Raw genomic sequence first — 12356 nt, forward strand, 5'->3', positions numbered from 1 at the left:
ACCTTTTCGGGGTGGCGGTCGGCCGCTCTAAGTTATGAATTTGCGGAGAACAGAATGTCCGTCGATATTTCCACCGTCAAGCGCGTCGCGCATCTTGCGCGCATTGCTGTCAATGAAGACGAAGCAGAGCGCATGACCGGCGAACTTAATGCAATTCTGGGCTTTGTCGAGCAGTTGAACGAAGTCGACATTGAAGGCGTTGAGCCGATGACGTCGGTCACGCCGATGAAGATGCGTTTGCGCGACGATGCAGTGACGGACGGCAATATCGCCAGTGCCATTGTTGCCAATGCGCCTGTGACCGAAGATAATTTCTTCGTCGTGCCAAAGGTCGTGGAGTAAATCGATGGCTATTCGGGTTTCCGTCGAGACCCCATTACAGGATGATGTGCGTGATCTTGTTAGAGCATTGAACACGCATATGCTGCCGCTTTCTCCTATCGAGTTCCAGTTCAAGATGACTGTTGAACAGATGGCGGAGCCGGACACTACGGTTTTCGTCGCGCGCGATGAAGATGGCAAGGCCGTCGGCTGTGGCGCGCTGAAGATGCACGGTAACCGAGTGGGTGAACTCAAGCGCATGTTCACGCGCCCGGAAGTTCGAGGCAAGCGTATCGGCTCACATCTTGTCGATGCGATTGTCGAGCTGGCAAGAGCCAAGGGTGCTTCGCGCCTGGTCCTTGAAACGGGCACCGGCCCGGGCTTTGATGCTGCCTGGCGGCTTTATGAAAATTCAGGTTTTGAGCGTTGCGGAGTGGTTCTGGATTATCCCGACTCCGAATACAGCGCCTTTTTTGAAAAGCGTCTCGTTGAGGCGTGACTTTACAGGATTTGATGATGAGCGAACTGACCGCACTGACCATTGCCGAAGCGCGCGACAAGCTGAAGGCCAAGGCTTTCACCGCGACCGAACTCACAGAAGCCTATATTGCGGCTATTGAATCCGCCAATGACAAGCTGAATGCCTATGTCGCTGTGACACCAGAAAAAGCGCGCGAAATGGCAAAAGCTTCTGATGCCCGCATTGCCGAAGGTAAGGCGGGTGCACTCGAAGGCATTCCGCTTGGCGTGAAAGACCTGTTTGCGACCAAAGGTGTTCACACGCAGGCCTGCTCACATATTCTCGATGGCTTCAAGCCTGAATATGAATCGACCGTTACAGCCAATCTCTGGTCTGACGGCGCTGTCATGCTGGGCAAGCTTAACATGGACGAATTCGCTATGGGCTCGTCCAATGAGAGCTCCTATTATGGCCCTGTGAAGAACCCGTGGCGTGCGAACGGCTCGGACGTTGATTTGGTGCCGGGCGGCTCGTCGGGTGGTTCTTCGGCAGCTGTTGCTGCACATCTCTGCGCAGGCGCCACGGCAACCGATACGGGCGGCTCGATCCGTCAGCCAGCGGCTTTCACCGGCACTGTCGGTATCAAGCCGACCTATGGTCGTGTTTCGCGCTGGGGCACAGTTGCTTATGCATCCTCGCTTGATCAGGCTGGCCCGATTGCTCGCGATGTGCGGGATGCCGCGATTCTGCTCAAGTCTATGGCATCGCTTGATCTCAAAGATACCACTTCGGTTGATTTGCCAGTGCCGGACTACGAAGCAGCTATCGGCAAGTCGCTGAAGGGCCTCAAGATTGGTATTCCGAGGGAATATCGTATCGATGGTATGCCGGAAGAAATCGAAGCGCTCTGGCAGAAGGGCGTCCAGTATCTCAAAGATGCTGGCGCTGAAATCGTCGATGTTTCGCTGCCGCACACAAAATATGCGCTTGCTGCCTATTACATTGTGGCACCTGCGGAAGCTTCGTCCAATCTCGCACGTTATGATGGCGTACGTTACGGTCTGCGCGTACCAGGCAAGGATATTGCCGATATGTACGAACAGAGCCGTGCTGCAGGTTTTGGCAAGGAAGTGAAGCGCCGTATTCTGACCGGAACCTATGTTCTATCGGCTGGCTATTACGACGCATATTATCTACGCGCTCAGAAGGTTCGCACGCTGATCAACAAAGACTTTGAAAATGTCTTTGCAAGCGGCGTTCATGCAATCCTGACGCCTGTTACGCCTTCCGCTGCGTTCAGCATTGGCGATAAGGAACTCGCAAACGATCCGGTCAAGATGTATCTCAATGACATCTTCACCATCACGCTTAACATGGCTGGCCTGCCGGGTATCGCGGTTCCTGCTGGCCTCAACGATCAGGGGCTGCCGCTTGGTCTGCAGCTGATCGGTCGCCCGTTTGAAGAAGAAACGCTGTTTCAGGCTGCTGGCGCAATTGAGCAAGCTGCGGGACGCTTTACACCGAAGAAATGGTGGTAAAATCTGAAGTTTCCATTCGCCGGCCAGAAATGACCGGCGAATTTGTTTTTATGGCCGAAATCGCGGTGCGCGCATGGCAAAACACAGCGCGCGACATTGTGCTGAGGGATGAAAGCCGGTCGGAACTCCAAGCCAAATTCCTGCGCGACTTGCGCGGGAATGGCGATGGTGTTTTGTTGGCGGAACGATGCGGCGAAATATACGGTTGGGGCGCTCGTGTCCCGAAATCAAACTACATTTCCGACCTCTGGATTGATCCCGTGTATCACGGTCAGGGCGTAGGCGGGGCATTGCTTGGTGCGCTGATGGTGCAGATTGTGCTTGACGGCTTTGCGGAGGCTGAAATCGGCACCCATGCGGATAATTCACCAGCAATAGGGCTTTATGAAAAGGTAGGGTTCAAGACTTATCACCGCAGCGACGAATGGTCGGAGAGTTTTGGTCGTAAGGTTGAAAAGGTTAGAATGCAGGCAAAGCTTTAGACGAGCATTGCCATTTCAAGCAAAGCTCCTATCCTATTCTGTAGCAATTAGTTTCATGAGGAGGGGCACATGTGGATCATGCTTACGGATGTCAGCGGCGAGAGGGTTGCAGTGAACTTCAATCACGTCCTGTCATACAACGCTTACGGCACTGGAACCCGTATCGTTACGCTCAGCGCAGACCTGACATTTTTCGTTAAAGAGTCGACAGAGGAAATTGAAACCAAGCTTGGCATTGACGTCAAGAATTGAGCTTTTGCCTCAAAAGATTATCCATTTCCTTCACAAGATTGGGGACATGGTGAAATTCGTATCTCTCCCGACCATTCGACAAGCGCACGATAGGGAGAAAAACAAAGTTTAAATATCCAGTTCTTCCACAAAAGCGGCACGATCCTGAATGAACCGGAAGCGGGCTTCCGGCTTTGTACCCATCAGATCATCAACAGTGCTGCGCGTCTCATCTATGTAGTCTTCATCGACATGAACACGAAGAAGCGTACGCTTTTTCGGATCCATCGTCGTTTCTTTCAGCTGCTCGGCGCGCATTTCGCCAAGGCCTTTGAAACGGCCGATTTCGATTTTTCCGCGTCCGGTAAACATTGTGCGAAGCAGCTCGTCCTTGTGTGCGTCGTCACGAGCATAGGCGACTTTGCCACCCTGGCTCAGACGATAAAGCGGTGGGACTGCCAGATACAGATGCCCGTTGCGGATGAGATCTGGCATTTCCTGGTAGAAGAACGTAATGAGCAGCGATGCAATATGCGCGCCGTCCACGTCAGCATCGGTCATCACGATGACGCGGTCATAACGCAAATCTTCTTCACGATAATTTTTTCGCGTGCCACTGCCCAACGCCTGCACTAGATCAGCAATCTGCTGGTTGGCTGTCAGCTTCTCACGACCAGCACTGGCAACATTGAGGATTTTACCGCGTAGGGGCAAGATCGCCTGATTGGAGCGATTACGTGCCTGCTTCGCGGAGCCGCCAGCCGAGTCACCTTCGACGATGAAAAGTTCTGCACCTGCTGCAGCATTCTGAGTGCAGTCCGCAAGCTTGCCCGGAAGGCGCAGTTTACGCGTCGCGCTCTTTCGAACGGTTTCCTTTTCTTGACGGCGACGAAGACGCTCTTCTGCACGGTCTACAACCCAGTCGAGCAAGCGCGATGCTTCCTGCGGTGAAGCTGTAAGCCAGTGATCAAACGGATCGCGAATAACATTTTCCACGATACGCTGCGCTTCGACGGTTGCAAGCTTATCCTTGGTCTGGCCCACAAACTCCGGTTCGCGAATGAAGACCGAGAGCATCGCTGCTGCAGAAATCATCACGTCATCGGTGGTGATAATCGACGCACGCTTGTTATTGGTCAGTTCCGCATAGGCCTTTAGGCCACGCGTTAATGCAATGCGAAGACCTGCTTCATGCGTGCCGCCGTCGCCCGTAGGGATGGTGTTACAGTAGGAATTGACGAAGCCATCCCCCCCGTACCACGATACAGCCCATTCAACAGCGCCATGTCCGCCCTGCTTTTCTGTACGGCCTGAGAAAATCTCGCGCGTCACCTGATGTTCTTTGCCGAGCGAGGCAGAGAGATAATCCTTGAGGCCACCGGGGAAGTGGAAAACAGCCTTTTCCGGCGTTTCCTTCTTTGGGTCGAGAAGCGACGGATCGCAGCTCCAGCGAATCTCTACCCCACCAAACAGATAAGCCTTCGAGCGGGCCATGCGGTACAGCCGGTGCGGATCGAATTGCGCGGTTTTGCCGAAGATATCCGGGTCAGGATGAAAGCGGACGCGCGTACCGCGACGGTTATGGACTTCGCCGACATCTTCAAGGCCACCCTGCGGAATGCCGCGCGAAAAGCGCTGGCGATAAAGACGGCGATTGCGCGCGACTTCTACTTCCAGAACATCAGAAAGCGCGTTAACCACCGAAACACCCACGCCGTGCAGGCCGCCAGAGGTTTCATAGGCTTTGCCATCGAATTTACCGCCCGCGTGTAGCTTGGTCATGATGACTTCAAGCGTCGATTTTCCCGGGACTTGCGGGTGTTCATCAACCGGAATACCGCGTCCGTTATCGCTTACCGTTAGGAAACCGTCGGCGTCGAAGCTGACTTCAATGAAATTGGCATGGCCTGCAACAGCTTCGTCCATCGAGTTATCGATGACTTCTGCAAAGAGGTGATGCAGAGCTTTCTCGTCCGTGCCGCCGATATACATACCTGGCCGCAGACGGACGGGCTCGAGCCCTTCCAGAACACGAATAGAGGAGGCGTTGTAATCATCTGCTCCAGATGAAACGGGCGGAGCCTTGGTTGCGACAGCAGCTGATTTCGGTGCGGATGGTGTCGTTGCCGCTTGCGCAATGGATGTCGATGCGGGAGCCTTCTTGGGCTGCTGCTCCATCTGCCGTTCACGGGCATTGTTAACTACTCTGGAAAAGAGATCGTTGCTGTCGTCCATATTGGTGCGAAAAGCTTTCTGTCTAAAACCGAATGAACCGCCCCTACCGAACGGCACGAAATAAGTTAGCTGCGAATCACGTGAATAATGCCACGAGATTAGCCGCAATGCGAACAGAGTTCGCCTTACGTTCCATTTTTGACCCAAGTTATCAAATGGTTTTGCTCACAGTGAAACCGATTTGCACCAGAAACATGGCGAAAGTCAAACCGGGCGCTTTGCTTGAGCGAATTAAGATGGAAACGGGCAGGCCATTCGCGTAAGCGCAATGGCAGTTGGAAAATTGCGAGTAATGAGATGCAGGGTAGGGTAGTAGGCGGCACAGAAGCCCACGTAAAGGGCATGGCGATCATGGTGCTTTCGGTATTGCTGCTGCCTCTCATGGATGCCATCGGTAAATGGCTTGCCATGATGGATAATATGCCGCCGGCCACTGTCACCTTCATGCGCTTTTTCATTCAGTCAGTGCTGATGTTTTTCGTGCTGATCGTCATGAGTGGTTTCGCGTCCCTACGGACCACTCATCTTGTCGGCAATCTTGTGCGCGGGGCGCTGATGGGCTTTGGAGGAACGTGTTTCTTCACGGCTGTAAAATATATGCCTCTGGCAGACGCCATGGCTGTGTTTTTTGCTGAACCGTTGATCCTGACGCTGCTTTCAGCCGTTTTCCTCAAGGAAAAAGTCGGCTGGCGTCGTTTCAGCGCTGTGGGTATCGGTCTCATTGGCACGATGATCGTTATTCAGCCAAGTTTCGAGATTTTCGGGGCAGTATCCTTGTTGCCTCTCGCAACCGCTGTAACTTTTGCAATTTATCTGATCCTGAACCGAAAGTATGGCACAAAGGAAAGCCCGGTCGTCATGCAGCTTTATGCCGGTATCGGCGGGGCGGCGCTAGCAGGTTTGGCGATGGTATTCGGCACGGGTCTAGGCATTGAAGATTTGAGTTTTGCGCTGCCGCATAGCCTGCAGCCTTGGCTGCTTCTGCTTTTGCTCGGTACAATTGGTACCGTCAGCCATCTCCTCGTGGTGCAGGCATTCAAGCTCGCACCCGCATCCATGCTTGCGCCGTTCCAATATCTGGAAATTGTTAATGCGGTTCTGGTCGGTTTGCTGGTGTTTGGCGATTTTCCGACGCCGTCCAAATGGTTCGGCATCGCGATCATCGTGGGATCAGGCTTCTATGTCTTCATGCGCGAGCGGCGCGTGAAGAGCGCCTGATTATTTTGTCTGGCGAGGTCCGAAGACGTTTTCGAAGGCCGTGCCCAATGCAACATCGACATCGCCCATCGTCACCGGAAGACCTAGATCGACGAGACTTGTCACGCCGTAATCAGAAATCCCGCACGGAACAATGCCGCCAAAATGTTCGAGTTCCGGCTCGACATTGATGGCAATACCATGGAAGCTTACCCACCGGCGCAGACGAATTCCAATAGCGGCAATCTTGTCTTCGCACATGCCGCCACTGGCAAGCAGCGGCTTTTCGGGACGGACAACCCATACACCAACGCGATCTGCACGCCTTTCACCTTTGACATTGAACTGCGCGAGCGTTTCTACAATCCATTGCTCAAGCGCGGTCACAAATGCGCGCACATCTTCACGGCGCCGCTTCAGGTCGAGCATGACATAAGCCACACGCTGGCCGGGACCGTGATAAGTATATTCGCCGCCGCGTCCGGTATTGAACACGGGAAAGCGATCGGGCGTTAGCAGATCTGCTGATTGAGCACTGGTGCCAGCCGTGTAGAGCGATGGGTGCTCGACGAGCCAGACGAGTTCGTTGGCCGCACCTTCACGAATAGCTGCCACGCGCGCTTCCATAAAAGCGAGCGCTTCGTCGTAATCCGTCAAACCGTCCGATATCAGCCAATCAACAGGCGGCGCGTCGACTATGACGGGGAGGAAATGCGTTTCCTTCTGCTGAGCGGTGACTTCGGATTGTTCGGAAAAAAGAGCAGAGCTGTCGTTCATGATGGCAGCATATGGCGTTTTTTATGCTCTGCCGCCAGATGTCAAAATGCCTCTACGCGAAAGCGTGATGTCAGACGATTAGTGGGCTCGCACTTATCCTATGATCAAAGCCTGGAAATACATCGGTTGTGATCGGCGCGAGCACATTTATTCTCAAGCCTGTGGGATCAAAGTCGATGTCGCACCGTGCCTTGAGCTCTTCGGCAAGAACAAGCCGGATAAGCCGCTGGCCAAAGCCTCGTCGCGAAGGTCGCGCAACGGACGGACCATTGGTTTCCAGCCAACGCATCTGGAATTTTTTTTCGCCTTGGTCATCGACAATATCCCAGCTGAAATCGACGCTACCATGCTCGTTGGACAGGGCACCGTACTTCACCGCATTGGTCGTAAGCTCATAGAGACCGAGAGAAAGCGATACCGTTACCCGGTCACTTACAAAGAGCGAAGGCCCACTCATGCGGATGCGATTGCCAAAAGTTCTGTTGAACGGAGCCAATGCCGTATTAGCGATCTGCATAATGGTTGTGCCACCCCAGTCATCTTGCAGCAGCATGTCATGCGCTTGGGCCAACGCGTGAAGACGCTCGTTGAACAGCTTGCTTGCCTGTTCGGAACTTTCTGCATTACGTAAAGTCTGGTTGGCGATGGATTGGACCATAGCCATGGAATTTTTGAAGCGGTGGGAGATTTCCCTCGTCACTAATGCCTTGTCAGCTTCGGTCTGCTTGCGTTCGGTCACATCCAGCATAACGCCAAGCAATGTCGGATTGTCGCCGAGCAGCGCTTTGGCTCGCGTTTCCACCCAGATTGTCTGCCCGGTTCTGTTTACGATCCGATATTCCATGGAATACGGCTCACCAGTTAAAAAAGCAGCCTCCGTCTTTTGAATTACCGACATACGATCCTCAAGCGCGATCAGCTCAAGAATTTGGTCGAAATTTATGTGTTCATCGTCCCTAAAGCCAAAAATCCGGCGGCACTCAACAGAACCGGTTACGCTCCCTGTCTTCAGATCACGGGTCCAATAGCCGATATTTGCGGCATTAACGATGTAATCGAGATAGTTCTGATGCCGTTTTGTCTCACTGGAAAGCGAGTCACGCTCTTGCTCCAATTCAACCAGACGTTTTAGCTCGAGCGTGACATCGAGTTGTGTGGAAACGAAATGCTGGATTACACCATCGGAGCTTCTGACTGGTGAAATGTGCAGCCGGTTCCAAAAGGCTTCGCCTGATTTCTTATAGTTTAATATGTCGATATCGATTGAAGTGCCTGCTGAGATTGCCGTTTTTATTGCAATCACATCATCTGGATTGGTTCCAGAACCTTGCAGGAAACGGCAATTTTGGCCGATCACCTGATCTGCCGAATATCCCGTTAACAGCAAAAATGCTTTGTTCGCAAAGACAATCGGATTGTCGGAAAATTGCGGATTGGTGATAAGCATAGGTGTGGGTGTATTTTCTACAGCCGCCAGAAAAGGATCAGCTTCTTTGGAAATCATGTCTGCAGCACAAAATCTGGATGCTTCCAACTCAGTAGACACGGCAAACCCCACCATAAACACAAAGTTACGACGCCCATCAGCCACGGGCAAAACTAACTGATAATGTGGACCATGGCGAATAAAATCGCTTTGAGACTTAAGTCGGATTAAAGCCAACATGACATGAGCCTCAACACACGAGATTGCTTTTCCCTAAACCATGCCAATCACTTGTCAGATGTATAGGGCGCTATATATTCCTCATTATCATTCAGCACACGTTCATCTAGCATCGATAATGATGTGTGCAGTTGAACTGGAGAACAAGATGATAAACAACTTAAAGAAAATGATGGTTGGCTTGGTCGGCGCAGCTTTTATGATCGGTGCGATGGCGCCTGTCTCTGCTGCTCCGGTCCTGCCCACCGCTCAGCTTGTTGATGCCAATAATGTCATGCAAGTACGTGATCGTTGGGACCGCCGTGGTCATGGTAATTGGAACGGTCATCGTCCCGGTCGCCCTGGCTGGAATGGGCACCGCCCTGGTCCGCGTCCGGGTTGGAATCATCATCGCCCTCGTCCGGGTTATTGGAATGGTCATCGCGGCTATAACCACTATCGTCATGGCTATCGTCGTCATAATGATGGCTGGTGGTATCCGCTGGCAGCGTTCGGCGCTGGCGCGATCATCGGTGGTGCAATCGCTCAGCCAGCACCTCAGCCGGTTTACCGCGCTAGCAATAGCCATGTTCAGTGGTGCTATAACCGCTACAGATCGTATCGCGCTTCGGACAATACGTTCCAGCCATATAATGGTCCGCGTCAGCAGTGCTATTCGCCATACCGTTAATAGTATCGAAAATTCGGAAATGCAGCCGCCTCAAGAGGGCGGCTGTTTTCATGTGTGGGATCGGCTCTTTCACCGACAGGACGGTATCGTGCTACTAACCGCCGCGCTGGTCGTATCCTCGATGTTGTCACCGGTCATTTTATGATGCAGATATTGCTTCAAGCGATTAATCTGTTCCGTGCTCCAACCATTCACATCAGCGACTTCTAACCAAGCATCGACATAATGCTCTGGTGCGTAAACATGACCGTGTCCCATGGGCGTTGCAGTTGCGAATGCCATATCCAACGTTAGTTGCAGCATTGTCACGACCGGATACCAGCGGAGTTGTGCGGAAACGTCGGGGCCGCGTGGTTCGTTCATCCAGTCCGGCTGACGATAAAAAGAATGGGTGTCAAAGAAGACGACTGCATCGCTGGCATATTGCAGATAAACGATGCGTAGCGGTCCCCAATGGTCACCGTTGCCAGGTGCTTCACCGTCCTGGTTCATAAAGCGAACAAAAGACCCATCTTTGAATACAGGAAGCCATTCAGGTGTCCCAATGTTTCGGTCTCGCGTCATCTGCATCCAATTGCGACTAGGAAAAGGAGGCCCACTCCAGAGAGCGCCATTAATCGGATCTCCCAGCAGTTCGAAGAGCGAAACCGATTTTTCCGAGTTCATGGCTCCAAGGCTCAGACCGTAGAGATACAGACGTGGCCGCTTGTCCTTCGGGAGTGTTTTCCAGTGGTTGTAGACAGTTGTGAACAAAGCACGCGAGGCTTCGGCGCCATATTCCGGCTGAAAAAGAAGTGAAAGCGGGCTGTTTAAATAGGAGTATTGCATGGCGATGCTGGCTACATTGCCATCGTGAAGATATTCGAGACCATCCATAGCCGCGGGATCAACCCAGCCTGTCCCAGTGGGCGTAATAATTACAAGGACTGAACGATCAAATCCATTTTGCCGCTTGAGTTCACCCAATGCTCGCTCAGCACGCTCTTTGGTCGTGTCAGCCACATTTAGACCTGCATAAACGCGGATAGGGTCGACAGCAGGGCGTCTTGTGAACGATGAGATGTCGGTGCCCGTTGGACCAGACGAAACAAATTCGCGCCCGGCTCGACCAAGCTCATCCCACTGGAGCAGCGAAAGGGGACTTCCCGTTTTGTTTGCCGCCAAAGGCTGGGGTCGATCCGGCTCGATGAGCGCATCATATTCGCGAAACGAACGATCAAGTACCTTGAAAGTGGATTGGATCAACAGGCCGTTAGCAATTGTCCAGATCAGGATAATTGTTATCGCGACACCAATGACATTTGCTACTCTGCGAGGCACTACACGGTGTATTCGTGCAGAAATAAAGCGGCCAAGTCCGATGAGGCTGCGCGCCAACAGCAGGAGAAACAAAAAGGTGATAACAGCTAGTGCGCAGACACTTGCTGGATAGGCGCTTGGCACCGGTTCCATACCCATCACTGCGCGGACTGAATTTTGCCAGCCCTGCGAAGAGTAAAGCGCAACGATCGCAAATGCCAGACAGATAAGGCTAACGACCAGATTTACTCGGCTGCGCCACCAGTGCCCCGGTTCGGGTAGCTCCAAATAGTGCCAGAGCCAACGCCAAAAAACACCCAAGCCATATCCTGAACCAAATGCGACACCGCACAATATTCCCTGTAGAACGTAGGTTCGTGGGACGAGACTTGGTGTTAGCGCCGCTGCAAACAATAAAGTTCCGAGTGCAAGCCCTATGCCTGATAGGGAGTGCCTGAACTGAAAAAATGCTTTGGCTACTAAGGACATGAAAACCGAATTGCTGGAGTGGGTTATATCCGTGAACCTATAGTAACATGTCAACAATCGGAATCGATTTTTAAAAGCTCGAGTTTTTTGGGCTATTTTGCCATTGGTGATGCGAATCTTTGTCGTCTCGGATGAGCAGGTAAGCGAATTTTTGTTGATACACACGCTTTGTGATCATCAAAAATCGACCGCCTACCCAATATTTCATGGAAATTTGTCCATAGGTGTCGATTTTTTGAGTTCATGTTGAAGAAACTTGATTTTATGGTGTTGACCATTTGGAAAGTCGCCCGTATGTTCCGCCGCACTTCCAGGGAAGATTTGGTTCCCTTCTGGGAGCGCGTAGCTCAGCCGGTAGAGCAACTGACTTTTAATCAGTAGGTCCAGGGTTCGAATCCCTGCGCGCTCACCAAGACACTCCTACAATATCAAATGCTTGAGCTTGCTACAGCTTTGCTAGCCATGTTCCGTAAGATTCCATTTTCTACACTGCTTATCACTGTTTTCAGGGCGTAGCGGGGAGTCCACGACACATGGTTTGGCAGATGGCGCATGGGTTAAGCCACCTGATTTGACTCCAAATTTTCCATCCATTTTTTGAGGCTCGATTTGCGGGCAGCAACAGTACCAGCCAGTTTAAGCTAGGAGCCCGGATTGCCTCATACCCAATGATGCTGTCAAAACCACAGAAGAGCAATGGCATGAGTTTATCAACAATAGCGGGCATCGCAAAAGTCATTGAATATAGCTCGCCTGTACCGGAGCCGGACCCGTCGTGACTATCATCACAGCCGTCGCACTCTGGGGAACGTACTTCGAAGACCAAAGCTGCCCAGATTGAAGCTGCAATGGATACGCAGGGCCCGCGGTCGCGAAATATCGTCCGTGCAGCTCAAACCTTCCGTTCTGATCACGAGCTTTGGCCGCTGCTTGAACAGTTAGCTACGCAGTTATTAGGTGAGGAAAGAGCGGCGGAATTGCTTGCTCCATA

General features: G+C 52.3%; 10 protein-coding genes, 1 tRNA gene and 1 pseudogene. 8 read left to right on the forward strand and 4 right to left on the reverse strand.

What is annotated here, in order from left to right:
• Positions 1-54: 54 nt before the first annotated feature.
• The 5 genes from gatC to KMS41_13855 all read left to right on the forward strand — a co-directional run bounded on the left by gatC (position 55) and on the right by KMS41_13855 (position 3053).
• A complete protein-coding gene (gene gatC, locus KMS41_13835) occupies positions 55-342 on the forward strand; it encodes an Asp-tRNA(Asn)/Glu-tRNA(Gln) amidotransferase subunit GatC (protein QWK79994.1) in 288 nt (95 codons plus the stop codon).
• 4 nt (positions 343-346) lie between these two features.
• Positions 347-820, forward strand: a complete 474-nt coding sequence (locus KMS41_13840) for a GNAT family N-acetyltransferase (GenBank protein ID QWK79995.1) — start codon at positions 347-349, stop codon at positions 818-820.
• Between the two features lie 17 nt (positions 821-837).
• Positions 838-2319 carry an Asp-tRNA(Asn)/Glu-tRNA(Gln) amidotransferase subunit GatA gene (gene gatA, locus KMS41_13845; GenBank protein ID QWK80252.1) on the forward strand — a complete coding sequence of 494 codons (1482 nt, stop codon included), beginning with the start codon at positions 838-840 and terminating at the stop codon, positions 2317-2319.
• A gap of 29 nt (positions 2320-2348) precedes the next feature.
• Complete coding sequence (locus KMS41_13850) at positions 2349-2801, forward strand: GNAT family N-acetyltransferase (GenBank protein ID QWK80251.1); 453 nt, start codon at positions 2349-2351, stop codon at positions 2799-2801.
• A gap of 69 nt (positions 2802-2870) precedes the next feature.
• Positions 2871-3053, forward strand: coding sequence for a hypothetical protein (locus tag KMS41_13855; protein QWK79996.1), 183 nt, complete (start codon positions 2871-2873; stop codon positions 3051-3053).
• A gap of 108 nt (positions 3054-3161) precedes the next feature.
• Here KMS41_13855 and parE read toward each other — a convergent pair whose 3' ends face one another.
• Positions 3162-5267 (reverse strand): DNA topoisomerase IV subunit B, encoded by a 2106-nt coding sequence (parE, locus tag KMS41_13860; GenBank protein QWK79997.1) that lies wholly within the window; start codon positions 5265-5267, stop codon positions 3162-3164.
• A gap of 297 nt (positions 5268-5564) precedes the next feature.
• Here parE and KMS41_13865 point away from each other — a divergent pair, with 297 nt between their 5' ends.
• Positions 5565-6485, forward strand: coding sequence for a DMT family transporter (locus tag KMS41_13865; protein ID QWK80253.1), 921 nt, complete (start codon positions 5565-5567; stop codon positions 6483-6485).
• On the opposite strand, the gene lipB is transcribed toward KMS41_13865, so the two are convergent.
• The gene (gene lipB, locus KMS41_13870) at positions 6486-7241 is read right to left on the reverse strand and encodes a lipoyl(octanoyl) transferase LipB (protein QWK79998.1); all 756 of its coding nucleotides are present in this window, start codon (positions 7239-7241) and stop codon (positions 6486-6488) included.
• 70 nt (positions 7242-7311) lie between these two features.
• The gene (locus tag KMS41_13875) at positions 7312-8745 is read right to left on the reverse strand and encodes a PAS domain-containing protein (protein QWK80254.1); all 1434 of its coding nucleotides are present in this window, start codon (positions 8743-8745) and stop codon (positions 7312-7314) included.
• A gap of 310 nt (positions 8746-9055) precedes the next feature.
• On the opposite strand from KMS41_13875, the gene KMS41_13880 reads away from it, so the two are divergent.
• On the forward strand, positions 9056-9577 hold the full coding sequence (locus KMS41_13880; GenBank protein ID QWK79999.1) for a BA14K family protein: 522 nt from the start codon (positions 9056-9058) through the stop codon (positions 9575-9577).
• Positions 9578-9671: 94 nt separating this feature from the next.
• Here KMS41_13880 and KMS41_13885 read toward each other — a convergent pair.
• Positions 9672-11365, reverse strand: a pseudogene (locus KMS41_13885) (alpha/beta-hydrolase family protein).
• Positions 11366-11701: 336 nt separating this feature from the next.
• On the opposite strand from KMS41_13885, the gene KMS41_13890 reads away from it, so the two are divergent.
• Positions 11702-11777 (forward strand) — tRNA-Lys (locus KMS41_13890).
• The last annotated feature ends 579 nt before the right edge of the window (positions 11778-12356 follow it).

The organism is Ochrobactrum sp. BTU1, from assembly GCA_018798825.1.
Lineage (GTDB): Bacteria > Pseudomonadota > Alphaproteobacteria > Rhizobiales > Rhizobiaceae > Brucella.

Bases quoted from the DNA above. Each gene is read 5' to 3' on its own strand.
- gatC (QWK79994.1), top strand. From the start codon at position 55: ATGTCCGTCGATATTTCCACCGTCAAGCGCGTCGCGCATCTTGCGCGC.
- KMS41_13840 (QWK79995.1), top strand. From the start codon at position 347: ATGGCTATTCGGGTTTCCGTCGAGACCCCATTACAGGATGATGTGCGT.
- gatA (QWK80252.1), top strand. From the start codon at position 838: ATGAGCGAACTGACCGCACTGACCATTGCCGAAGCGCGCGACAAGCTG.
- KMS41_13850 (QWK80251.1), top strand. From the start codon at position 2,349: ATGACCGGCGAATTTGTTTTTATGGCCGAAATCGCGGTGCGCGCATGG.
- KMS41_13855 (QWK79996.1), top strand. From the start codon at position 2,871: ATGTGGATCATGCTTACGGATGTCAGCGGCGAGAGGGTTGCAGTGAAC.
- parE (QWK79997.1), bottom strand. From the start codon at position 5,267: ATGGACGACAGCAACGATCTCTTTTCCAGAGTAGTTAACAATGCCCGT.
- KMS41_13865 (QWK80253.1), top strand. From the start codon at position 5,565: ATGCAGGGTAGGGTAGTAGGCGGCACAGAAGCCCACGTAAAGGGCATG.
- lipB (QWK79998.1), bottom strand. From the start codon at position 7,241: ATGAACGACAGCTCTGCTCTTTTTTCCGAACAATCCGAAGTCACCGCT.
- KMS41_13875 (QWK80254.1), bottom strand. From the start codon at position 8,745: ATGATTTCCAAAGAAGCTGATCCTTTTCTGGCGGCTGTAGAAAATACA.
- KMS41_13880 (QWK79999.1), top strand. From the start codon at position 9,056: ATGATAAACAACTTAAAGAAAATGATGGTTGGCTTGGTCGGCGCAGCT.